General features: G+C 33.2%; 26 protein-coding genes. 14 read left to right on the top strand and 12 right to left on the bottom strand.

The window, feature by feature from the left end; translation table 11 throughout:
* Nucleotides 1-4 precede the first annotated feature (4 nt).
* Entirely contained in the window at nucleotides 5-913 is a 909-nt protein-coding gene (locus DN392_RS13065; RefSeq protein WP_048565945.1) for an iron-hydroxamate ABC transporter substrate-binding protein, read from the top strand.
* Between the two features lie 216 nt (nucleotides 914-1,129).
* Nucleotides 1,130-1,681: a GNAT family N-acetyltransferase gene (locus DN392_RS13060; RefSeq protein ID WP_064449748.1), complete on the top strand. Its 552-nt coding sequence runs from the start codon at nucleotides 1,130-1,132 to the stop codon at nucleotides 1,679-1,681.
* A gap of 93 nt (nucleotides 1,682-1,774) precedes the next feature.
* On the opposite strand, the gene DN392_RS13055 is transcribed toward DN392_RS13060, so the two are convergent.
* The 3 genes from DN392_RS13055 to DN392_RS13045 all read right to left on the bottom strand — a co-directional run bounded on the left by DN392_RS13055 (nucleotide 1,775) and on the right by DN392_RS13045 (nucleotide 5,056).
* A complete protein-coding gene (locus DN392_RS13055; RefSeq protein WP_064057402.1) occupies nucleotides 1,775-3,073 on the bottom strand; it encodes an ABC transporter permease subunit in 1,299 nt (432 codons plus the stop codon).
* 1 nt (nucleotide 3,074) lies between these two features.
* Entirely contained in the window at nucleotides 3,075-4,043 is a 969-nt protein-coding gene (locus tag DN392_RS13050) for an ABC transporter permease (protein ID WP_345956187.1), read from the bottom strand.
* A 125-nt stretch (nucleotides 4,044-4,168) separates the two neighbouring features.
* Nucleotides 4,169-5,056 carry an ABC transporter ATP-binding protein gene (locus DN392_RS13045; protein ID WP_064057404.1) on the bottom strand — a complete coding sequence of 296 codons (888 nt, stop codon included), beginning with the start codon at nucleotides 5,054-5,056 and terminating at the stop codon, nucleotides 4,169-4,171.
* A gap of 372 nt (nucleotides 5,057-5,428) precedes the next feature.
* Here DN392_RS13045 and DN392_RS13040 point away from each other — a divergent pair, with 372 nt between their 5' ends.
* Nucleotides 5,429-5,656, top strand: coding sequence for a coiled-coil domain-containing protein (locus tag DN392_RS13040; RefSeq protein ID WP_001047301.1), 228 nt, complete (start codon nucleotides 5,429-5,431; stop codon nucleotides 5,654-5,656).
* A gap of 149 nt (nucleotides 5,657-5,805) precedes the next feature.
* On the opposite strand, the gene DN392_RS13035 is transcribed toward DN392_RS13040, so the two are convergent.
* A complete protein-coding gene (locus tag DN392_RS13035; protein WP_000438012.1) occupies nucleotides 5,806-7,131 on the bottom strand; it encodes an ArsB/NhaD family transporter in 1,326 nt (441 codons plus the stop codon).
* A 251-nt stretch (nucleotides 7,132-7,382) separates the two neighbouring features.
* Here DN392_RS13035 and DN392_RS13030 point away from each other — a divergent pair, with 251 nt between their 5' ends.
* Nucleotides 7,383-7,733 carry a YojF family protein gene (locus tag DN392_RS13030; protein WP_000407039.1) on the top strand — a complete coding sequence of 117 codons (351 nt, stop codon included), beginning with the start codon at nucleotides 7,383-7,385 and terminating at the stop codon, nucleotides 7,731-7,733.
* Nucleotides 7,734-7,748: 15 nt separating this feature from the next.
* Nucleotides 7,749-8,411 (top strand): bacillithiol biosynthesis deacetylase BshB2, encoded by a 663-nt coding sequence (bshB2, locus tag DN392_RS13025; protein ID WP_000439469.1) that lies wholly within the window; start codon nucleotides 7,749-7,751, stop codon nucleotides 8,409-8,411.
* Nucleotides 8,412-8,522: 111 nt separating this feature from the next.
* On the opposite strand, the gene DN392_RS13020 is transcribed toward bshB2, so the two are convergent.
* Both DN392_RS13020 and DN392_RS13015 read right to left on the bottom strand, forming a co-directional pair.
* Complete coding sequence (locus tag DN392_RS13020; protein WP_000021272.1) at nucleotides 8,523-8,951, bottom strand: cytidine deaminase; 429 nt, start codon at nucleotides 8,949-8,951, stop codon at nucleotides 8,523-8,525.
* 106 nt (nucleotides 8,952-9,057) lie between these two features.
* Nucleotides 9,058-9,609, bottom strand: coding sequence for a DUF5823 family protein (locus DN392_RS13015; protein WP_000570028.1), 552 nt, complete (start codon nucleotides 9,607-9,609; stop codon nucleotides 9,058-9,060).
* 364 nt (nucleotides 9,610-9,973) lie between these two features.
* Between DN392_RS13015 and DN392_RS13010 the strand changes: the two genes are divergently transcribed.
* The gene (locus tag DN392_RS13010; RefSeq protein WP_000758002.1) at nucleotides 9,974-11,173 is read left to right on the top strand and encodes a multidrug effflux MFS transporter; all 1,200 of its coding nucleotides are present in this window, start codon (nucleotides 9,974-9,976) and stop codon (nucleotides 11,171-11,173) included.
* 579 nt (nucleotides 11,174-11,752) lie between these two features.
* Nucleotides 11,753-13,144, top strand: a complete 1,392-nt coding sequence (locus tag DN392_RS13005) for an amino acid permease (RefSeq protein ID WP_001284429.1) — start codon at nucleotides 11,753-11,755, stop codon at nucleotides 13,142-13,144.
* Nucleotides 13,145-13,191: 47 nt separating this feature from the next.
* On the opposite strand, the gene DN392_RS13000 is transcribed toward DN392_RS13005, so the two are convergent.
* Nucleotides 13,192-14,211 (bottom strand): zinc-binding alcohol dehydrogenase family protein, encoded by a 1,020-nt coding sequence (locus tag DN392_RS13000; protein WP_000643746.1) that lies wholly within the window; start codon nucleotides 14,209-14,211, stop codon nucleotides 13,192-13,194.
* A 308-nt stretch (nucleotides 14,212-14,519) separates the two neighbouring features.
* On the opposite strand from DN392_RS13000, the gene DN392_RS12995 reads away from it, so the two are divergent.
* From DN392_RS12995 to aiiA, 4 genes are all read left to right on the top strand, one after another.
* Nucleotides 14,520-14,849, top strand: a complete 330-nt coding sequence (locus DN392_RS12995; protein WP_001102638.1) for a PadR family transcriptional regulator — start codon at nucleotides 14,520-14,522, stop codon at nucleotides 14,847-14,849.
* Nucleotides 14,836-15,399 carry an HAAS signaling domain-containing protein gene (locus DN392_RS12990; RefSeq protein WP_000159076.1) on the top strand — a complete coding sequence of 188 codons (564 nt, stop codon included), beginning with the start codon at nucleotides 14,836-14,838 and terminating at the stop codon, nucleotides 15,397-15,399. Before DN392_RS12995 ends, DN392_RS12990 begins: the two co-directional genes overlap by 14 nt.
* Nucleotides 15,389-16,255, top strand: a complete 867-nt coding sequence (locus DN392_RS12985; protein WP_000608748.1) for a DUF4097 family beta strand repeat-containing protein — start codon at nucleotides 15,389-15,391, stop codon at nucleotides 16,253-16,255. The genes DN392_RS12990 and DN392_RS12985 overlap by 11 nt, the downstream gene beginning before the upstream one ends.
* Before the next feature lie 338 nt (nucleotides 16,256-16,593).
* A complete protein-coding gene (gene aiiA, locus DN392_RS12980) occupies nucleotides 16,594-17,346 on the top strand; it encodes a quorum-quenching N-acyl homoserine lactonase AiiA (RefSeq protein ID WP_000216610.1) in 753 nt (250 codons plus the stop codon).
* Nucleotides 17,347-17,386: 40 nt separating this feature from the next.
* Here the strand turns inward: aiiA and DN392_RS12975 are convergent, their stop codons facing one another.
* From DN392_RS12975 to DN392_RS12965, 3 genes are all read right to left on the bottom strand, one after another.
* The gene (locus tag DN392_RS12975; protein WP_074650912.1) at nucleotides 17,387-17,881 is read right to left on the bottom strand and encodes a hypothetical protein; all 495 of its coding nucleotides are present in this window, start codon (nucleotides 17,879-17,881) and stop codon (nucleotides 17,387-17,389) included.
* Between the two features lie 89 nt (nucleotides 17,882-17,970).
* Nucleotides 17,971-18,435, bottom strand: a complete 465-nt coding sequence (locus DN392_RS12970) for a DMT family transporter (protein WP_000965808.1) — start codon at nucleotides 18,433-18,435, stop codon at nucleotides 17,971-17,973.
* Nucleotides 18,436-18,448: 13 nt separating this feature from the next.
* Nucleotides 18,449-18,895: a DMT family transporter gene (locus tag DN392_RS12965; protein ID WP_002107980.1), complete on the bottom strand. Its 447-nt coding sequence runs from the start codon at nucleotides 18,893-18,895 to the stop codon at nucleotides 18,449-18,451.
* Between the two features lie 108 nt (nucleotides 18,896-19,003).
* Here DN392_RS12965 and DN392_RS12960 point away from each other — a divergent pair, with 108 nt between their 5' ends.
* The 3 genes from DN392_RS12960 (at nucleotide 19,004) to DN392_RS12945 (ending at nucleotide 20,701) form a co-directional block, all read left to right on the top strand.
* Nucleotides 19,004-19,696, top strand: coding sequence for a cyclic nucleotide-binding domain-containing protein (locus DN392_RS12960; RefSeq protein WP_000754838.1), 693 nt, complete (start codon nucleotides 19,004-19,006; stop codon nucleotides 19,694-19,696).
* Between the two features lie 13 nt (nucleotides 19,697-19,709).
* Nucleotides 19,710-20,063 (top strand): glyoxalase superfamily protein, encoded by a 354-nt coding sequence (locus tag DN392_RS12955; protein WP_000632387.1) that lies wholly within the window; start codon nucleotides 19,710-19,712, stop codon nucleotides 20,061-20,063.
* Nucleotides 20,064-20,452: 389 nt separating this feature from the next.
* A complete protein-coding gene (locus DN392_RS12945) occupies nucleotides 20,453-20,701 on the top strand; it encodes a hypothetical protein (RefSeq protein ID WP_000666944.1) in 249 nt (82 codons plus the stop codon).
* A gap of 36 nt (nucleotides 20,702-20,737) precedes the next feature.
* Here DN392_RS12945 and DN392_RS12940 read toward each other — a convergent pair whose 3' ends face one another.
* Together DN392_RS12940 and DN392_RS12935 are read right to left on the bottom strand one after the other, a co-directional pair.
* Nucleotides 20,738-21,775: a serine hydrolase domain-containing protein gene (locus tag DN392_RS12940; protein WP_001050180.1), complete on the bottom strand. Its 1,038-nt coding sequence runs from the start codon at nucleotides 21,773-21,775 to the stop codon at nucleotides 20,738-20,740.
* Between the two features lie 111 nt (nucleotides 21,776-21,886).
* The gene (locus DN392_RS12935) at nucleotides 21,887-22,081 is read right to left on the bottom strand and encodes a hypothetical protein (RefSeq protein ID WP_000819667.1); all 195 of its coding nucleotides are present in this window, start codon (nucleotides 22,079-22,081) and stop codon (nucleotides 21,887-21,889) included.
* Between the last annotated feature and the right edge of the window lie 104 nt (nucleotides 22,082-22,185).

Here is a 22,185-nt window from a genome sequence, read left to right as displayed (position 1 = left end):
ACATATGAAAAAGAAACTTACTATTTTATTTAGCATGATGTGTATTTTAGTATTAGCAGCATGTGGTCAAACGAAATCTAATGAAGAGGCAACGAAAAAAACTGAAAAAAGTAATGATCCGAAAATCGCCTCTATGTCTATTCACTTAACGAATAATTTACTGGCATTAGGAATTACACCTGTAGGCTCTGTTATTGGTGGAGATTTAAAAGATTTCTTACCGCATGCAAAAGAGCAGTTGAAAGATACGAAGAAACTTGGTGTTGTAACAGATCCGAATATGGAAGCATTACTTCAATTGAAGCCAACTGACATTTATGTGGATGAAAAATACGCGGGCAAAGATTTAGCGAAATACGAAAAAATTGCAAAAACACATTCTTTCAATTTAGATGAAGGTACGTGGAGAAATCAGTTAAAACAAGTTGGTAAACTTGTAAACCGTGAGAAAGAAGCGGATACATATATTCAAGATTACGAAGAGCAATCAAAACGAGTAAAAAGTTTAATAGATAAAGAATTAGGTAATAACGAAAAAGTAATGGCAATTCGTGTTACTGCAAAAGAATTACGTGTATTTAGTACGAAAAGACCGATGGGACCAATTTTATTCCAAGACTTAGGATTACAACCTGCAAACGGTGTAGAGAAAATTGATGGAAACCGTCCTTTCGAAGTCATTTCACAAGAAGTATTACCTGACTTTGATGCAGATGCTATTTTCGTTGTTGTAAATAGAGACGATAAGGCAAAAGCTGCATTTAAACAACTTCAAGAAACACCAATTTGGAAAGACTTAAAAGCAGTTAAAGGTAAGCACGTATACATCATTAATGACCAACCATGGCTTGACTATTCTGCTTTAGGTAACAAAATGGCAATGGATGAAGCGGAGAAAATGTTTACGAAATAATATCGATTCGTTGTTAGGAAGATCCTCTAAATTTTGAGGGTCTTTTTTTATTGTTAGAATAAATGAAAAATTATACAATGAATGTAATTTAATGTAGAGGAGATGTGCCAATGTCAGCGCTTATTGTAAGTATCCCGTTTAAGAAACAGTTTATGGAACAAGGGGATAAATAAGCTAAAATAAGTATCCCCGTTATAAAAAAAGGGGGAGCCTGAAATGACAATGAATCTTTTTCAAAATAAATCGATTAAATTATCAGTTATGAGAGAAGCAGACGCTGCAGTAATGGCTATGTGGCAAGAAGATAGTGAGTATTTAAGGAATGTCGATACAGATTTGGCATTCCCGCAATCGATACAAGAAATAGCAAGTGATGGGCTATTAAAAGGACGGAGATCCAACAGTGTTTCTTTCATGGTAAGGACAGTTCAAGAAGATCGCTTAATTGGTTTTGTAGCGATTCATGGCATAGAGTGGAATAACAGAACAGGTTTATTAGCTATTGGTATAGGAGATGCGAATGATAGAGGGAAGGGATATGGAAGAGAGGCAATTCATCTTATTTTAAAGTATGCATTTCATGAATTGAATTTGCACCGCATCGGTCTGGATGTGATTTCTTATAACAAAGCTGCTATTGAGTTGTATAAAAAGATGGGTTTTCAGATGGAAGGCTGTATGAGAGAAGCGGTTCAAAGAGATGGGAAGTGTTTTGATCGTATCATTATGGGGATATTGTGGGATGAGTGGATAGAGCTACAAAAATAAAAATGGTGGTAACAAGTTAATTATTCATACTATGAATAATTGAATAAAAAGGAGAACTAGGTAGGTACTAGTTTTCCTTTTTTATTTTTGTTACTAATTATATGTTCTTATAAATAGTTTGTATCCTGTGAATAAAAGGGTGCAGCCTAAAGCGAATGTTAACATTACCCCAGTTGAAAGATTAATAGAAGGATTAAAAACTAAAGTCGCTGTTTCGCCAGTTAGAACACTGTGAATATTCACGTAAGTAAATGGGTTGTAAGGAGAAGAAAAACTCTTCATTCCAATAAAAGCTATAATACCTACAAAAGACGTTGTAATACTTAGGCTTTTTAGTAAAAGTGATGAAATATAGTAAAAAGAATATAGAAAAAATGTTAGTACAACAGTTAGTAATAATACTTGTCCGAAGTAATTTTTCAAAGTGATAAAGTGAAATTGATCTTTAATGGGATTTAAACTATTGTACTCACTGCCAAATGGATTAGGCTCTGATCCTTCGTATACAAGGACTGGATAATGAAAATTTCCTATTCCTTTCGTGAAATAGCTACATAACAAAGGAATGAGTAGCATTAGTAAAACGAAAACAAGTATAGAAAGGAATCCACTAAAATACTTTGTTATAAATAATGATTTTCGTTTAATAGGCAAAGTATAGTAAAAGTGCAAACCACGCTTCTTATTATTCATTTCAGAAGAAATATTATTTCCGAAAATAAAGCATCCCAATAAAATGAGTACTGGTATATAGTAGTACTGGATTATTTGATATAAAAATAGAGAGCCAGTTGTACCATAACGCATAGTACTCTTTTCCCATTGTTCTAAGGAACTACCTGTAAATTGATCGTAAATTGTAAATAGATAGGGTGTATAAATGGTATTTTGAATGAATGGTTCAGCTTTATTTTTTTTCAGTAATAATAATTCTTCCAACGTTGCCCGTGCTGTAAATAATGAAATATTTTGTTTCTCAATTGCATGAGGGAAAGAGTTTGAGCCTTTTGAACTCTTAAACATAAATTGTAAATGATTTATATTTTCTTCATATATTTCTTGCCAATTACCTTGAGAATAGTTTGCAATCCATGTGTTCTTCTTTGAAAGAGATTGCTGATATTCTTGAATAGCTAATTTATTTTCTGTAATTTTTTCAACATCGCCATTCTTTTCAGCTTCAATCTTTTGTAATTCTAGTTCTTTTAAAACTTGTTGCGAAATGTTAACGCTATTTTGTGCAAATGATAAATTCCCACGCTGGATATCTTCCGCAACAGAATAATTCAAGAAATATAAGCTACTAATGAAAAGAATAGAGGTTAGTACTGCGATCCATGTTGTTTTTTTCTTAAAAGCTTTTTTGAATTCGAATTGGAAGAGTTGTTTCATGTTACACACCCCGCTTTCGATTCATGCATATAGCACATAGTAAGAGCAAAAGTGTACTTCCAATTAGCGCCACTGCACCTAATGGATAATATTCATTATTATCTAAAATGACGCGATCTATTTGTTGATAGGAAAGGGGAGATAGAAACGGATTAAAGCCGATTTTTGATAAAATGAAACCACTGCTCAAAATAAAAGTGAGAATTAAATATGTAACAAGAGTATTTCTTATCCAAAATCCAATAAGTACTAACAAGGAAATAGCCACAGTGGAATAACATAGACTGTAAGTGAGAGCTGTTTTTAAGTATGTACCTGAACTAGTAATAGTTTCTGTTTTTGTGAAAAGTGGATAATTAAAAATATTACCGGTAGATTTTCCGAATATTGTCGGCAGTATATAAGACAGTGAAAATACTAGTAAAATCCATAGGAGACTAACAACAAGTAAACTAAAAAATTTTATTAAGACATAGTGACTACGAGAAATAGGTAAAGTATAGGCTAACTTAATCGTATGGTCTTCAAATTCTTTCGTAATGGCTGTACCTAGTAAGAGCAGTAAAATCAGGAATCCTGGGGCATTGAGTAGTAGTGAAATTACTTTTTTCATAAATAGAGATGGTTGAATGGAAAGGTCAAGGTCTTCTTTTGGTAAGCCTTGTTGTAATAAGTTTTCATTCAGTTGAATTGCTTTTTTCATATCTTTTTCGCTAGCTGAGAAACCTCCTTCTACTTGCTCAAAGCGCATAGCTAAGTCATACACTTTCATTTCAGTTTGTAATTCATTTTTCCACTTGTTATCTTTTACTTCTTGTATAAGTTGATTTAAATGTTGTAATAGCGGAAGTCCGATCTCTAATCGAGATTCAATTTTTGCGTTAGATTCTTTTTTTAAGTCCTCTTGATCTCTTATAACTTGATTAGAAACTTCTGTTTCATATTTAGAAAATAATTCGATTTTTTTCATTTGGACTATTTCTTTTTTAAGCGCATTATGAAGAAATAATCCGCAGATGATTAGTATAGTAGCAATGATTAAAGTAAAGAGAATATTAGAGTAGAGCATTTTTTTTAGTTCGAATAGAAATATTTTCATGTCGTATCACCATGTACATTAAATAGTTCTTCATATCTTTTTTCAGAACCGATAACTTCTTTTTGGATATCAATAATATTAATTTTATGAGAATGAAATATATTAATAAGGTCTTGGATGGTTTGGTGTTCTATTTGGATTCGAAGGCTTTTCTTAGTTAACACTGCCTGTACGTTTTCTTCTAATAAAACGTGTTGTGCGTGTTTTAAATCTGAACATAAGAAGTGATAAAAAATTTTTTCGTACTTTGCCATATCTTCTTCTAGTAATTTGCCGTCTTTTAAAAAAAGAATCTTCTTTGTAACACGATCAATTTCTGATAAATTATGAGAAGAAAGAATGATTGTTGTACCTTCTTCTACTAAGCGTAATAAAATGTTTCTCATCAGTATCGCACTAGTTGGATCCAAACCATTCAGAGGTTCATCAAGGAACATAAGCTTTGGTTTGTTTAAGATTGCCATCGCTAAGAGAAGATGTTGTTTCATACCTAAGGAGTAATCTTTAATTTTCCTCTTCGCATAATTTTCCATTCCTACATATTTTACAACTTCATTCATGCGTTCTTTTGAAATTTTTTGCACATCACAAATGAATGCAAGATGATCGTAGCCGTTTAAATAGTCATATAGTACAGAATTGTCCTGTAAAAAAGAAACGTCTTTAAACACTGAAACATCTTTGTTAGATTTTCCTATCAATTCAATATTTCCGGATGTAGCGGGCAAAAGATTGGTAACTACATTTAAAAAAGTAGTTTTACCAACACCGTTAGGACCTACTAAAGCCCAAATTCCTGGGGAGTTGATGGTGAGATTAATTCCATCTAATATTTTTTTATGTTTGTAACTTTTGGATAAATTATTGATGGATAGAATAGTCAATCACAATCACCCTTCTTTTTGGAAGTTTTTCAAAAAAATGTAATTACTACCTTTTATTATAACTGAAAATTCAGTTAAGTAAAGAAAGAAATTTAATTTTAGTTTTTGTTCTAAGTATTTTATGTATTAATAAATAAAGATTTATAGTGAGTAAGAATAATAGGGATGTAGTTAAAAAAGTAGATTTCTGTATGTTTATATAAAAGGGAGAGAAGCTAACAAAATATTTGATTTAATAATATGCATATTATTCATTTAAGCTTGAAATTAAATATAAGAATAATTTGGAAATAAGCAGATAAAGAAAGGAAAAGAGTAATTATTGGCGAAAATTTACAGTGTACTGATTGAATTTATAAGGAGCTATGCAAAATGAATTTAGAAAAAGCAAAACCAGTAAATGAAGAGGTCGCTGAATTAAAGGAACTAATTAAAGAATTGCACGGAAGTGTACATCAACTTCAAAGCGAAGTGCAGCAACTAAGGCACGAAAGACCGGTTGTTGAAGTGCGAAAGGGTGTTCAACTATCACCAGCAATCATCGGACAAATTGGCGGTATGATTTTAGGTGGATTAGCAATTATCGGTATATTTTGGTGATGAAAAAGGTATGCAGTTTAACGCTGCATACCTCTTTTAGTGTCGTTATTTGTCGGTAAGTCGATATTTTCTGTCGAATCGTCGATATAATTAGAAAATCGTTGATATATTCGAAGAAACGATCGATATAATTTCACACACTACAACTTTTACATTAAATAACGTAAATAAATATAAGCGTGTGATAACAATAATGCAATAATAGTTAACGGTAACCCAATTTTTAAAAAGTCCATATATGAGAAAGCATGTCCTTCACGTTTTGCAATACCAGCAACGACTACGTTTGCTGATGCTCCGATTAACGTTCCGTTTCCTCCTAAGCAAGCTCCAAGTGATAATGCCCACCATAGTACTTCGATTTGCGGAGAATCGACAGATAGTCCGAGCCCTGTAGCTAAATCTTGAATAAGTGGGATCATCGTTGCGACAAATGGGATATTGTCAATTGTCGCAGATGCGATGCCTGATACCCATAAGATAAGTATAGCGGCAAAACCGATATCACCATTCGTTACGTCGAGTACTTCTTTTGCGAGTGAAGAAATAAGTCCGATATCAATTAACCCGCCAACGAGAACGAATAGTCCAGCGAAGAAGAAAATAGTTACCCATTCAACGTGGGCAAATACATCTTCAATATCATGTTCTTTCACGCCAATTAGCATAAGAAGTGTAGCGCCTGTCATCGCGATAACCGCAGCGTCTACATGAATAATCGAATGAAGTACAAAGCCTAAAATAGTTAGTCCTAAAATCGAAATGGATTTTAAAAGGAGGCTTTGATCTTTAATATAATCTTTTTCATTTAATGCCATTAATTTTTTGATTTGCTCAGGTGTTGTTTTTAGTTTGTTACGATACAGGAAGTAAATAATGCCAAGTGTCACGATAGAAATAATAATTACGATTGGAGCTAAGTTTAGTAAAAAGGCATTAAAATCTAAATGCTTATTTGCTGATCCAATCATAATGTTAGGTGGATCACCGATTAATGTTGCTGTTCCGCCTATATTTGAAAATAGTACTTCTGAAATTAAATAAGGAACAGGATTTACTTTTAAAATACGTGTAATAGATAGTGTAACAGGTACGATTAATAATACGGTTGTTACGTTGTCCAAAAATGCTGAACCGACAGCAGTTAATAGGGATAGCAATAATAAAATGCGGATTGGTTTTCCGCCAGCTGCCTTCGCTGCTTTAATGGCCACAAATTCAAAGACGCCTGATTGACTCGTAATATGTACGAGAATCATCATCCCAATTAAAAGGGTGATCGTTTCCCATTGAATATGTGATGTGAAAGCGGTATGTAAATCTACAATTCCAAAAATAATCATAATAGCAGCACCGAATAGTGCAATTACAGCACGATTCAATTTCTCAGAAATAATAAATCCGTACGTGACTAAAAATACGGCAATTGCAAAATAATATTGCCAATTTGCTACTTCATGTGCTGATTGTTCCAATCATGTCACCTTCTTTAAAGTATGTATTCAATTGTAAACATGCATCCTTCTGCATAATTTATATTGTAGCAAATTCAAAAAAGAAAGAAAACTATTTAACAAAGTGAAGGAAAAAATGTGTTTTTTACATATGATATAAAAAAATAAAGAAACACAGTGCAAATTATTAGGAAAAGTGGGCGTTGTCCTCTAATATAGAGATAGCAATTTACATTATTTTTGCGTAAAATGGTTTAAAGAGGTGAATTCCGATGGAAATAGTAAAAGATAGTTCTCTTATTCAAAATGAAATTGAACGTTTTGTAAATAAAGATGTATATATTCATTTAGAAACAACGAACGGAGCGTATGCGTCACACTTTAACGAAAAGATGATGACAGTTGGAGCATTCATTCGAAATGCAATTATTCGCTTTGAACGTGGGAAGATTACTGGAACAAATCCATACCGAGTTGGTTTAAAAATGGATCATGGCTGGGTATATGCAGAAGGTATTACGCACTGGGAAGTAGACGATAAAGAGCGTTTATTACTTGCAGGGCACGATAATCAAGGTCGCTTAGCAGTTGCACTTGAGTTAAGCTTAACGCCATTTAAGTAAGAAGGAGGGAAACTTATGGAGAGACATGTACTTGTTGTATTTCCGCATCCAGATGACGAAGCATTTGCGGCGGGAGGAACAATTCGCTTATTAACAGATCAAGGAGTACCTGTAACGTATGCATGTGGTACTTTAGGACAAATGGGACGTAATATGGGGAAAAACGTATTCGCTAACCGTGAAACGATTCCAAATATCCGTGAAAAAGAATTGAAAGATGCATGTGAAGCGATGGGGATTCAAGACTTAAGAATGCTTGGTTTCCATGATAAAACGTTAGAATTTGAAGATGTTGATTTCGTTGCAGATAAAATTGAAGCAATCATTCAAGAAGTAAATCCATCTCGAATTATTACATTTTATCCAGAGCACGGCGTACATCCAGATCATGATGCATTTGGCCGCGCTGTAGTTCGCGCTGTATCACGTATGTCAAAAGAAGAACGTCCAGTTATTCATGCGGTTGCGATTACGAAAAATCGTGAAGCAGTACTCGGTGAGCCGGATGTTGTAAATAATATTAGTGAAGTATTCGAGCATAAATTAGCTGCACTAGGTGCGCATCGTTCACAAACAGAAGCGATGTTAGAAGAAACACATGCAAAAATAAAAAATAAAGATGCAGCAACGTTAAAATGGCTGCAACTTGAACAATTTTGGACTTATAAATGGGAGTAGGCTAGAAGGGAACCTTCTAGTAGCTCTTACATAGAAAAAGCACCGTCATTTGTGACGGTGCTTTTTTAGTGAATAATTTTTATTCTCCGCTATTTGAGAGTAACCTTCACTTTATCGTGTACTCCATTCTTTTGTAAATTCATCATGATATGCTTCGCTCCAATGGTATGGCTGCAACTCTTTTAACGGTTTGAAAATGATATCTTGTTTAGAATTTGTAATGGCGCATAGTACTTCTGGTCCCCAATAAAATAACCGTTCTTGGCATACACCACAAGGTGATAATACTTTTAATTCAGAATGCTCATTTTCCCTTGCAAGACAAATAGAATGTGTAACTTTCTTATGAAATTTATGTGCTTCTAAAATTGCACCTGTTTCCATACAAAGTTCTGTTGAAGCGTTTATTACGTCAGGGGCCACACTTGTATAAATGGATCCATCTTCTACACGGATTGCTGCAGCTCCGCCCCAATTATGTGGATATCTTTGGTCAATTAAATTTTTCACTGCATCATATAATTGTTGTTCAATGCTCAATTGTATTTCCTCATTTCTGCTTAATTTTCGATTCAATGACTGTTATTTTTTTAGTAATACCGTTAAAAAAGAATAGACATTCAATTTCAAACTATAAATGCAAGAATTACTTTTCATCTGCATACTTTTCCTCTAAGGCAATTAATAGAGGAATTGATATAGTTACAAGAATGATTAAAGTGGTTATAAAGGATTTAGAAAGAGAAAAAGAACCTTCGATTAAAGGTGATAAAAACTTGAATGAAAGTATACTTGTTATTAAGGAAACTACTAAAAAGCTAAAAAGAGACACATTTTTATTTTTGATAGATGTTTCTATAAAATCTTTAAGACAGCTTATGACGACAAATATAGTTAATATAATAAGAGAAATAAAATAATGTGTTACATTTGTCATACTAATAGTAGGATCGTCTATTATGTAAGCAAGTAACTTAGATACTAACATACCTCCAAATAATAAAATAATAAAAGCAAGTAATCCTTCCGATGTATAAGTGCTGAAATTATCTTTCTTGTTAAAGAGTTTATAATTCAGAGTAGATTGGCTTATTTGAATTAGGAATAGGATAATAATCCACACATAATATACAATTGGTAATTCTCCTGAGAATAGAGCAACCAGGAAATTTATTACTGTCCTCAAAATTTCAATCATTACAAAAATCCTCCTGTGTGTAAGCTTTGCGACATTAAAATATGCTAGTCTATCGTGCAATAATTTGATCTATCAATTCAAACTATTCCTAATTATTCCATAAAAAGGTGGTGGCATCAAGTTATCTTTTTAACAAATACTCTAAGGCCTAGCACTAGAAAAAGAAACGCAATATGTAATATAATTGAAAAAGTATATATTAAAATCAATGTTAATATTACCCTCCTATAAGTATTAACATACGTAATTGAGGTGTTTTCTTTGTTGTTTTATGATCGAATTTCTATAATGGCCCCTCCTGTTCCGTAGCTTAGGAAAGTCTTTTTATTTCTGAGATTTTCAAAGTTATAGGAGGGTATGAAAAATGAAAAAAGTCTCAGTACCATCACTTTTGTTAATGATTATTCTTGTGGCATTTCCGCAAATTAGTGAAACGATTTACACACCGTCTTTACCTGACATTTCACAGGCGCTACATGTAAGTAATAATGAGGTACAGTTAACGCTTAGTGTGTATTTCGCTGGATTTGCTTTAGGTGTATTTTTTATTGGATGGTTATCAGATATAATTGGCCGTCGCCCGGCAATGTTATTTGGAATAGTCGTATATGGCGTTGGGAGTTTCTTATGCTTTATTGCAAATTCCATTGAAGTTTTATTGGTAAGTCGTTTTATTCAAGCGTTTGGAGCAAGTGCTGGCTCTGTTGTTACACAAACGATTCTTCGTGAAAGTGTAGAAGGGCATAAGAGGCATGTTATGTTTGCTCAAATCTCGGCAGTCATTGCTTTTACACCAGCGATAGGACCGTTAATTGGTGGCTTTCTTGATCAAATGTTTGGATTTAAAATCGTATTTTTAAGTTTAGTAGTTATGAGTGTCGGGATTTTTCTGTATACGTTTGTTTCTCTTCCGGAAACAAAAACGGACTCAATAACGAATAAAATAAATGTGCTTTCAGTCTTGAAGAGGTTAATTACAAATCCGAAAGTAGTAACATATGGGATATTAATTGGAGGAGCGAATGGTGTTTTATTTAGCTATTATGCAGAAGCGCCGTTTATCTTTATTGAATACTTTCAGTTATCGCCTAGTATGTATGGATTTTTAGGAATTGTTGTTGCTTCTGCTTCTATTATTGGAGCGAAAGTTTCAAAACGATTGCTTGCTACTTATAAACCAGAGAAAATTATATATATTGGTTGTCTTGTAATGACAGGGGGAGCAGTCGCTTTATCTATTATTACTTCGGTTGGATCAAATCCGAATATAATATATATGATTGTATTTTTAGTAGCGATGTTTATATTGCTATTAGGAATTGGGATAGCGCTACCTAACTGTTTAAGTTTAGCGTTAGTAGATTTTCAAGATGTCATTGGTACAGCCGGAGCTTTGTTTAGCTTAGGGTACTATGTCATTGTAACGATAACAATTTGGGGAATGAGTCAGCTGCATACGGGCTCTTTACTCGTGATGCCACTTTATTTTCTGGTTATTGTAGTTATCATGATGGTGTTTACTAAAGTGTTTATTTTAGGTAAAGAAACTTCAAAAATGAGTTAAATATGAAATGGTAAAAGGGTCTCATTTTTTAATGAGACTCTTTTATATTTTATCCCGCTGTTTTGAGGCAGCAAGATTCCTGCCTCAAAATTGGGCTGGATTAAAGAAGTTAGTAGTTTATTAATATATTAAATTTCTGGTTGGTATATAAATCGGACGTGTGGGAAATTGCGTTATCAACTATAAAGATTGAAGTACATGAGATGTGAAACCGAGGAAGAAATACTCTCCTCGGTTATTTATATTGTAATAATATTCATACCGGAATCATATTGAATAGATGTATTTTATTGTTAATTTAGTTAAAAATTAATCAGACTTATGTATAATAATTTATTGAAAAAATAATTGAACTTTTCAGATAAATGAATTAATATAAGGTAAGTAATTTTAAGATTTATAGAATATTGGAAGATGAAAGGTTTTGAGAATTTTGTAAGAGGCAAAAAACGATTTTAGGATAGCTTTAAAGCTAGTGTAAAATGACGTTTGCTTCACCATTTTCAGGGCCGAAAGGAATTAGGGGAAAGCATCTTGTTTTAAAATGCGGCTATGAATCATCTAAGAGGGGGAAATGAAGTGGCAAACAAGGAATTGAAAAGGGGCTTAGAAGCACGTCATATTCAAATGATTGCTTTAGGTGGAACGATTGGTGTTGGTTTGTTTATGGGGTCGGCCAGCACGATTAAATGGACAGGTCCGTCAGTTATGCTTGCTTATGCAATTGCAGGTATTTTTATCTTCTTCATCATGCGTGCGATGGGTGAAATGTTGTATATGGAGCCGAGTACAGGTTCATTTGCGACGTTCGGTCATAAGTATATTCATCCGTTAGCTGGTTATATGACAGCGTGGAGTAACTGGTTCCAGTGGGTTATCGTTGGGATGTCAGAAATTATTGCGGTTGGAGCATATATGCAATATTGGTTCCCGGACTTACCAGCTTGGATACCAGGTGTAATCGCAATGGTTATTCTTGGCGCAGCTAATTTAATTTCTGTTAAGTCATTTGGTGAATTTGAATTTTGGTTTGCGATGATTAAAATCGTTACAATTCTATTAATGATTATTGCGGGATTTGGACTTATTTTCTTTGGAATTGGTAACGGCGGAGAAGCGATTGGTATATCTAACCTTTGGTCAAATGGCGGTTTCTTTACAGGTGGTTTTTCAGGATTCTTCTTTGCTTTATCACTTGTAGTTGGTGCATACCAAGGTGTGGAATTAATCGGTATTACTGCTGGTGAAGCGAAAAATCCGAAGAAGACACTTACAAGAGCAATTCAAAGTACAATTTGGCGTATTTTAATTTTCTATATTGGTGCTATTTTCGTTATTGTAACTGTGTATCCGTGGGATCAATTAAGTACAATTGGTAGTCCGTTCGTAGCAACTTTTGCGAAGGTTGGTATTACGGCAGCAGCTGGACTGATTAACTTCGTTGTTATTACAGCAGCAATGTCGGGTTGTAATAGTGGTATTTATAGTGCGGGCCGTATGCTTTATACGTTAGGTGTAAATGGACAAGCACCGAAGTATTTCACGAAACTTTCTGGAAATGGTGTGCCTTTATTCGGTACAGTTGGTGTAATTATCGGTTTAGCAGTCGGTGTTGTATTAAGTTATATCGCACCGAAAAACTTATTCGTATATGTATATAGTGCGAGCGTACTTCCTGGTATGGTACCATGGTTCGTCATATTAATTAGTCAAATTAATTTTAGAAAAGCAAAAGGGGCAGAGATGAAAGATCATCCGTTCAAAATGCCATTTGCTCCTGTTACAAACTATTTAACAATTGCCTTTTTAATTATGGTATTAATTGGAATGTGGTTTAATGATGATACGCGTATTTCACTAGTTGTAGGTATTGTTTTCTTAGCTATCGTAACAATTAGTTTCTATGCTTTCGGAATAGGGAAACGAGCTCCGTTAGACGTTCAAAATGATCAAGAGATTTCAAGTAAATAAAGGTGAAAAAAGTCCGATTTCCAAATAAGAAATCGGACTTTTTGTTATTAAAATTTCTCTAAAACGATTTTCCCAATTGTACGCCCACTTTCCAGTAGTGCGTGTGCTTTCTTTACGTTTTCAGCGTTAATTGGTGTTAATGTTTCATTTAGAGTAGTCTTTAAAATGCCTTCATCTAATAGTTCGCTTACTTTATTTAATAGTTCGTGCTGCGTAATCATATCACCAGTTTCATACATCGCTTTTGTAAACATAAATTCCCAAACGAATGTAGCACTTTTACTTTTTAAAATACCCATCTCAAGAGGGTGTTCATTTTCTACGATAGAGCAAATTTTTCCTTGTGGTTTAATGAGGTCGCATATTGCTTGCCAATGTTGATCTGTATTGTTTAAGCAGAAAATATAATCTACATCTTTTATCCCGAATTCTAATATTTGATCTTGTAAAGGTTGGTGATGGTTAACGATATAATCGGCACCGAATTTTTCAACCCAGTGTATCGTTTCATTACGAGATGCAGTTGTGATTACATTCAGTCCAGCCCATTTCGCAAGTTGAATTGCAATTGAACCTACACCACCAGCCCCGCCGATAATTAAAATGTTTTTGAATGTATTCTCATCTTTCTTATTATAATCAATGCTTAAACGTTCAAATAAACCTTCCCAAGCCGTAATAGCTGTTAAAGGAAGTGCTGCAGATTCAGCATCACTTAACGTTTTAGGTTTCTTGCCAACGATTCGTTCATCAACTAGGTGGTATTCACTATATGTACCTTGTCTCGTAATACTTCCAGCGTAAAATACTTCGTCGCCTTCTTTAAATAACGTACAACCTTCGCCCGTTTGTACGACGACACCACTAGCATCCCAGCCAAGTATTTTCGCTACATCTTCTTTTTTATCTTTCGGAGAGCGAACTTTTGTATCAACTGGATTAACGGAAATAGCGTTAATTTTAACAAGTATATCTCTTCCTGTAGCAACAGGTCTTTCAACTTCAATATCAATTAAACTGTTTTCTTCTTCAATAGGTAAGTATTCATGTAAACCAATTGCTTTCATTTGTATTCCCTCCATTAAAGTAAGAGTTTTTCTCTTTTATTATAGTAGGTAAAGCGTCATTATGTAAAAAAGTTGAGTTCTTTCCATTTTGTAAAAGAGCTGTTTCAACTTCATTTAGAACTTTGTAACTGGCGAGCAACATCCATCACTCTGATTTTATAAGCGTCGGATGAGAGGTATACTTATTTTTCCAGTGTACCTTGCAATGAACAATACCAAGTGTTATATTATACTTGTAGTTATTAGTTATAAAATAGTACTAAATAATAAACAGTAGTGGATATCAATTAGAATAGGGTGAATGAATATTGAATGTACAATTTAAAAAAGGAGTTTTAGAACTTTGTGTTCTTGTCTTACTGGATAAGCAAGACCGTTATGGATATGAATTAGTTCGAAATATTTCCAATCGAATTGAAATATCAGAAGGGTCTGTTTATCCTCTTCTTCGAAGGCTAACTAAGGAAGAATATTTTACAACGTATTTACAGGAGTCTTCAGAAGGCCCTTCAAGAAAGTATTATACACTGACGGATAAAGGTAGAACGTATTTGTATCAACTTTTGGAGGAATGGAATGAGTTTTCACAAGGTGTCAATCAATTAATTAAAGAAGGTGTAGGTAATGACGAAAGATAAATTTTTACAACAATTAAATGTATCTCTAAAAAGGTTATCTGATAAAGAGCGTGCAGAAATTTTAAAAGATTATGAAGAACATTTTACTTTCGGATTAGAGGAAGGGAAAAGTGAAGAAGAAATTGCAACTTCATTAGGCTCTCCAGCTCAAATCGCCAAAGAGTTATTAGCAGATTATCATATTGAGAAAGTAACAGCAAGTGCAACAACAGGAAATGTTTTTCGGGCAATTTGGGCAGTAATTGGATTAGGTTTTTTTAATTTGTTAATCGTGCTTGGACCTGCAATTACATTAGCGGCATTAATTTTTTCAGGATGGGTTCTAGGTATCTCATTTTTAGGCGCACCATTACTTGTTTTAGTTGATACGATTATACATCCAAATACATTCTTGCTATTTAATCTTTTTGTTTCTTTAGCACTTTGTGGACTTGGATATTTCATTGTTATTGCTATGTTATTTTTAACGAAGCTAGCAAAGAATGGATTTGTTCGTTATTTAAAGTTCAATATAGCATTAGTAAAAGGTGGTTTGAAGCATGATAAATAAAAAGAGTCTTTCAATCATTGCAGGTATTATTTTCATTATTGGTATTATCGGAAGTTTATTCACTTATCGTTCAATTGCTGCAGTACCAATTTCAGAAGAAAAGGTCGTTAATAATAATAATGTGTCAAGCGTCATTATTGATACAAATAACGTTCGTGTTAATATCAATCCTACAAAAGATAGTAACGTGAAAGTAAAATTAGATGGCGAGGTTAATCCAAACGTAAAAAGAACATTAGCTACGGATGAGGAAGATTCAACGCTTCTCATTTCTTATAAAGAAAAACAACAGAGCTGGTTCAACTTTAATATTTCTGAAGTATTGGCTCCATTAACATTAAATGTGTATCTACCTGAAAAACAATATGATTCATTAAAAGTTTCCAATAATAATGGCTACGTTTCTGCTAAAAAACTAAACGCAACACATTTTAATATCAATACAAGCAATGGACATGTTGAATTAAGAGAAATCAATTCGCCAAAAATTATCGCAGAAGCAAACAATGGAATTATGGATTTCAAAGATGTATTGGCACAAAATATTCATGTGAAATCGAACAACGGACGAATAATGCTAGACCATGTTGAAGGTGAAATAGAGGGGCAAACTAAAAATGGAAGTCTTACTCTTAAAACGAATGAACTGGATCGAAATCTCAATTTTATGACTCATAATGGGAAAATTAATATTGAAACCGAAAAAGAACCAACTAATGTTCAATTTAATGTTTCTGTCGACAACGGCAGCGCGAATATCCTGAATAAATATAACGGGAATACGGTTATTGGAAAGGGAGAAAATATAATTAAATTAAACACACATAACGGAAATATTACAGTGAAAAACCAATAGCATATTACCTTTTATAATCTCAGCTCGTCGCACATAAAGAGCAATAATAAATAAAAAAGAACCGACTCCTTTTTTCAACATATAGGTAGTCGGTTTTTTTTTTTATGTAACCTTCGTTTAAGTGTGTATCCTTTTCGTATTTCAAAATACAAACAGTTGATTTATTACCCTGGATTCTTAGAAAAATAACGAATAATAATTAATAGTGTAAGAAGAATTTGTGAATGACTCAAAAATAATAGCTGAAACAATGAAAAGTGAGAAGGAGTTTATTTCTAGCAAGAGGAATTCTTTACTGTATTGTTTTATTCAAAACTAAATTTAAAGGTGGATACATAATGACAGTAAAGAAGCTTTATTTCGTCCCAGCAGGTCGTTGTATGTTGGATCATTCGTCTGTTAATAGTACATTAACACCAGGAGAATTATTAGACTTACCGGTTTGGTGTTATCTTTTGGAGACTGAAGAAGGACCTATTTTAGTAGATACAGGTATGCCAGAAAGTGCAGTTAATAATGAAGGTCTTTTTAACGGTACATTTGTTGAAGGGCAGATTTTACCGAAAATGACTGAAGAAGATAGAATCGTGAATATTTTAAAACGGGTTGGTTATGAGCCGGAAGACCTTCTTTATATTATTAGTTCTCACTTGCATTTTGATCATGCAGGAGGAAATGGCGCTTTTATAAATACACCAATCATTGTACAGCGTGCTGAATATGAGGCGGCGCAGCATAGCGAAGAATATTTGAAAGAATGTATATTGCCGAATTTAAACTACAAAATCATTGAAGGTGATTATGAAGTCGTATCAGGAGTTCAATTATTGCATACACCAGGCCATACTCCAGGGCATCAATCGCTATTAATTGAGACGGAAAAATCCGGTTCTGTATTATTAACGATTGATGCATCTTATACGAAAGAGAATTTTGAAGAGGAAGTGCCGTTTGCTGGATTTGATCCAGAATTAGCTTTATCTTCAATTAAACGTTTAAAAGAAGTTGTGATAAAAGAGAAGCCGATTGTTTTCTTTGGGCATGATATAGAGCAGGAAAAGGGATGTAAAGTGTTCCCGGAATATATATAGTGCAAAAAGTCACGGGCGAATGAGCTCATGACTTTTTCGTTTAAATAATTTTTTTGAATAAGTTATAAACTTTTTTTGAACTATCTTCATTTAATTGATAGTACGTAAGGTTTACATCATCGGGAGTATCTTGCTGAGCAATCATCACTTCACTACTGTGATGATCAACTACCCATATGAAATATTTTTTATAAGTTCCATCCTCGAAAGTAATCCACATATCACAATCTATTAAATCTGATCCTTCTTCATCTAATGTTAATTTGCCTTTTTTGGCGGTATCCATACTGTTAATAAACGTTTTTAATTCATCTGTTTTTGTGAGAAAGATATCCTTTTTTGTTTTAATTGACTCGACATGAATATCTTTTATTTCCTGTTTTCCTAAAAAGACAGGGGGCTCATTTGGGTCTCTTTGAGTTGAAATGATAGTAGCTTTCTTCTTTGGCTTATTTGCTGTATAGAAGTCTTGAATAGATTTTTCTGAGTTGAAAAACCATACGATACCAAAAATAATCAATGTGCTACAAAGCAGTAAAATGATTTTTTTAATAGAATATTCTCCTCTCTATTACTTCGTATGAAGAGCGTTTCTATTAATATATGATAGGTAAGCGTAAAGTATTATAGTTGAACTTGGTTATGCTTCACAGTTTTTATCGGACGATCTACGAGTAAATTGTAAGTGAGCCCAATTAATACGAAAATGCCACCGACAACTTTGCCCATTGAGAGTTCGTGTGACAAAATGAAATCAATGATAGTCCCCGCAAATAACTGTCCAATAAAGATGAGTAACGTTAAATAAAATGCTGATATTTTAGGAGTGATATAGTTCGATAATGAGATGACGATAACGCCTACTAATCCGCCTAAGTAAACAGCGATAGGAATAGATTGTAATGTATGCATTGGAATATACAATGAATCTGAACTGAAAAGTAAAAATAACATAGAGAAAAATAATCCAGTAATATAATTAAAAAACGTGCCTTCCCAATTTCCAATCTTCGCTGCTAAATTCGCATTAATAATTCTAGCAACAACGATAGAAACACCAGCTAAAATAGCGATAGTAATATATAACATTTTTTTGCCCCCATTAATAAATTGTCATGATTATAATTCCAGAAGAGATGAAACATAATCCAATTAGTTTTTTCTTTTCAAACTTTGAAACTTTCATTCCTAATAAGCCAAAATGATCAATAACGATGGAAGCAATGGATTGACCGAATAAACTTAATGCGATTGTAATGGAGGCACCAAGGACGGAGAAACTTATATTATTAAAAAGAACAGTGAATACACCAATCGCGCCAGCGCTATATAAGAAAAGTGGAATCCCTTTATTAAAATGGATTTTATTTTTGTTTATGATTAAAACGAAAATAACTGCAATTAAACCGACAAGGTGAATGACAACGCTTGCGGTATACTTGCCAATTAACTCAGATAAAATCCCATTCAATGGGAGCATAATGGCAATAAGCACACCAATAAAGACAGAAAGAAAGTTATACAATGTAATATCCCCTTTATATTTCATATTTGTAATGACTGTATCATGCTGAAATTGTCTATTACTATGACATATGTCATAGTGGAAGAAGAAAATTTTGATTACAATGGGGAGTAGTTGTAAAGGTGGGGGACTATGAAGAAAGTATGTAATTCTATTAAATTAGCAGAGTATATGAAACAAAATAATATTGACGCATTTTTTACTAATGATATGAAGCCGTATATGGAATTAATATTTTTTAAAAAGAATGAGTTTATTTGTAGAGAAAATGAAGAGATAGATTATTTATTTTTCTTCGTTGAGGGAAAAGCGAAAGCGTTTAATACATTAAGTAACGGGAAATCTGTATTACTATGCTTTTATGATAGTTTGCAGCTGTTAGGAGATGTGGAGTTAATTCATTCTCAAAAGACTGCTTCAAACGTACAAGTAATGGCAGATTCATATTGTGTTGGTTTGCCTTTAGGGAAAGTGAGAAATCAACTATTTCATGATGCGAAATTTTTACGGTGTATTTGTGGATCGTTAGCACATAAATTAAACCGACTTTCAAAAAATAGTACAATTAATTTATTATATCCACTTGAAAATAGACTTGCGAGTTATATGTTAGCAGCAGGGGAACGAGCGGTGCAGCACGGAAATCGAATTGTATTTAGTGGGAATTTAACGGAAACAGCTGAATTGTTAGGAACTAGTTATCGGCACCTATTACGTACATTAAATATTTTTTGTGATAAAGAGATTATAAAGAAAAATAATGGTTGCTTTGAAGTAGTAAATGTGGATGTTTTGAGGGAACTGGCGGCAGATGTTTATAAATAGGAGGAGATTATAAATGATTACACCTATATTTAGAATTTTTGATATTGAAAAAGCAAAGCTATTTTACATAGATTTTTTAGGATTTAAACTGGATTGGGAACATCGGTATGAGGAGCATATGCCATTATATATGCAAATTTCGTTACATGATGCTGTAATACATTTATCAGAACATCATGGTGATGCTTCGCCAGGCGGTGCGATTCGGGTGAAAATAGAGGATTTAAAAAGTTATTATGCTATTTTATCAAGTAAAGATTATGCTTATTCAAAACCTGATATAGAGAGAACACCGTGGGATACAATGGAATTAACTGTGATTGATCCGTTTTCAAATAGAATTATATTTTATGAGGAAAAGGTTTAGTATTAGCATTACTAAACCTCTATTAGATTGAACTGGTGAGTGAATGGCTTGGCGAATAAAATAATGAACTACTCTTAGAGATATGGAGCAAAAAAATAGATCAGTAGCAGCAACTACTGATCATCCATATGTACATGAATTAGGAGAGGTCAAACATTTATTAACTTTATTATAATAGATTTTCATGAGAATAAAAACTGAAAATTCTAATTTTATGTTGAGAAAGTTTTTTGTATCGAAATATATAAAAGAATAGGGATTTTTAGTAAAAGGAAATATGATATTTATATTTTAATAAATTGTGATATAGTTTATAAAGAATAGATTACATAAAATGTTATTTTATTACACAGTAATCGTGTTTTGGATTAAGGAAGGGGGAAATGATTGTGAAGTTTGATGATCAACGCCTACTAGGAGTCCGATTAGGATCGGTACTTGTAACAGAGGAAAATCAATATTTAGTAATTAAGAAAAAAGATCATTATGCACTATTAAATATACATAATTTAGAATGCACACATGTTGAAGTGCAGCTAGAACATATTGAAGAATTGTTGCGGGAAGATTTCCAAGAAAGTATAACGGAGATTATCGCACCAGAACATATAAAAATTGTTGCGAAAAATGTAATATAAAGAAAGAAGCTGGAAGGAACAGCTTCTTTCTTTTCATTATAAGGATAACGTTTTAAAAACGTCACCAATAATCCCTTCCATTTGATGAACACCTAAGTCGGCGTTCGTCATTATAACGGCACCATTACCTCGGTATGGATAGCATACCATCATACATTGAAATCCCACGCCCCAGCCAAGTGAATACATTTGTAAGTCTTCGTTAGAATCATCTAGAAAAACACCTAGTCCAGTCCATTTTGAGCAACCTTGAGGAGAAATCATATCTTGTACTGTTATTTGAGAAAGTTTTAGTTTGCCCTTTCCTTGTAAGGAATGAATGATTTCAATTACTAAAGTTGATAAGTCAGTGGGTGTTGTCCAAATGCCTGAAGCAGCTGCGAATGGATAAAATGGATACTTCTCATTTGTAATGGTGCCATCTTTATTATGCCCGCAAGCAAAGGGCTCCATTTTATTTATATCTTCAGGAGAGAATACCGTACTATTCTTTAGCTGGAGTGGCTGAAAGATATATTCTTCAAGTAAAAGGGTGAATGGTTTTCCAGTTATATCTTCAAGTAGTAGTTCGATAATACAAAAGTTTGCATCAGAGTAGTGAAATTCGCTTTCTGGTTTATAAGCTATTTCTATCGGTACGGGACAATATGATGTTTTACCGGCAAGGAGTTCAGACATGTTTGGTTGCCCTTGTGCAAGTAGATAATGTTCAAAGCTATTAGGAGGATCAATGATTCCAGATTGGTGACATAACAAGTTTCGCAATGTGACCTTTTTTTGTGAAGTAAATAGATTGGTAGGGATGTTCCAAGATGTGAGTCTATCATTTACGTCTTCATCTAAATGTACGATTTCTTGATCTGATAATGTTAGTACAAGAATTGTGGTGATGAATTTGCTAATAGAACAAGAATTGAATATGGAATCTGTAGTAACAGTTCTATTAGTTCCAGATTCAAGTGTTCCGCAGGCAGTTGCTTCATCTAGTTTACCATCACGTATAACGGCAAGGCTTAAACCTGCAACGGAATATTGGTTCATTTTCTCGTATATAGTGTTGCTTTTTAAGTTCATAGTGACTCCTTTCTTATAAAAGACAGAATATTAGTTCTATTATACAGTAGTTAATAGAGAGGATGAGAGAAAAAGAAAAAACTTCATCTTTTATCGATGAAGTTCTTTTAGTTAATTCGAAGTGAATGCTTTAAAAAATTTATCTCGGTACATGTACATAAGCCATGAGGTTGTTAGTAAAGAGATAATGATTTCTTTGTTTTGAATTGGCGCATTGAAAACAAGCCAGCCAACGATATCAAATAATAAATGTAGTGCCATTGAAAGAACTACAAATTGTAGTAGCGTATTTAAAAATCTTTTCATGAAGTGCCCCCCTAAAATAAAAGGTTTTATCAACAGTGTTGTATATTACTATTATACATTAAATGTGTCTTGTGGTAAAATTTACATAAGTTAGTGAAATAAAA

The sequence above is a fragment of the Bacillus sp. BB51/4 genome (assembly GCF_008368845.1).
GTDB classification, from domain to species: Bacteria; Bacillota; Bacilli; order Bacillales; family Bacillaceae_G; genus Bacillus_A; species Bacillus_A wiedmannii.
Note: the sequence above shows the minus strand (reverse complement) of the source record. Positions and strands in the feature narration are given on the sequence as shown.

Coding starts and splice junctions, on each gene's coding strand:
- DN392_RS12940 (WP_001050180.1), bottom strand. CDS start 21,775: ATGAACTTAAAAAGCAACACTATATACGAGAAAATGAACCAATATTCC.
- DN392_RS13030 (WP_000407039.1), top strand. CDS start 7,383: ATGGAAATAGTAAAAGATAGTTCTCTTATTCAAAATGAAATTGAACGT.
- DN392_RS12970 (WP_000965808.1), bottom strand. CDS start 18,435: ATGTTATATATTACTATCGCTATTTTAGCTGGTGTTTCTATCGTTGTT.
- aiiA (WP_000216610.1), top strand. CDS start 16,594: ATGACAGTAAAGAAGCTTTATTTCGTCCCAGCAGGTCGTTGTATGTTG.
- DN392_RS13050 (WP_345956187.1), bottom strand. CDS start 4,043: ATGAAAAAAATCGAATTATTTTCTAAATATGAAACAGAAGTTTCTAAT.
- DN392_RS13060 (WP_064449748.1), top strand. CDS start 1,130: ATGACAATGAATCTTTTTCAAAATAAATCGATTAAATTATCAGTTATG.
- DN392_RS12935 (WP_000819667.1), bottom strand. CDS start 22,081: ATGAAAAGATTTTTAAATACGCTACTACAATTTGTAGTTCTTTCAATG.
- DN392_RS12965 (WP_002107980.1), bottom strand. CDS start 18,895: ATGAAATATAAAGGGGATATTACATTGTATAACTTTCTTTCTGTCTTT.
- DN392_RS12985 (WP_000608748.1), top strand. CDS start 15,389: ATGATAAATAAAAAGAGTCTTTCAATCATTGCAGGTATTATTTTCATT.
- DN392_RS13055 (WP_064057402.1), bottom strand. CDS start 3,073: ATGAAACAACTCTTCCAATTCGAATTCAAAAAAGCTTTTAAGAAAAAA.
- DN392_RS13065 (WP_048565945.1), top strand. CDS start 5: ATGAAAAAGAAACTTACTATTTTATTTAGCATGATGTGTATTTTAGTA.
- DN392_RS13015 (WP_000570028.1), bottom strand. CDS start 9,609: ATGATTGAAATTTTGAGGACAGTAATAAATTTCCTGGTTGCTCTATTC.
- DN392_RS13040 (WP_001047301.1), top strand. CDS start 5,429: ATGAATTTAGAAAAAGCAAAACCAGTAAATGAAGAGGTCGCTGAATTA.
- DN392_RS12960 (WP_000754838.1), top strand. CDS start 19,004: ATGAAGAAAGTATGTAATTCTATTAAATTAGCAGAGTATATGAAACAA.
- DN392_RS12990 (WP_000159076.1), top strand. CDS start 14,836: ATGACGAAAGATAAATTTTTACAACAATTAAATGTATCTCTAAAAAGG.
- bshB2 (WP_000439469.1), top strand. CDS start 7,749: ATGGAGAGACATGTACTTGTTGTATTTCCGCATCCAGATGACGAAGCA.
- DN392_RS12955 (WP_000632387.1), top strand. CDS start 19,710: ATGATTACACCTATATTTAGAATTTTTGATATTGAAAAAGCAAAGCTA.
- DN392_RS13000 (WP_000643746.1), bottom strand. CDS start 14,211: ATGAAAGCAATTGGTTTACATGAATACTTACCTATTGAAGAAGAAAAC.
- DN392_RS13010 (WP_000758002.1), top strand. CDS start 9,974: ATGAAAAAAGTCTCAGTACCATCACTTTTGTTAATGATTATTCTTGTG.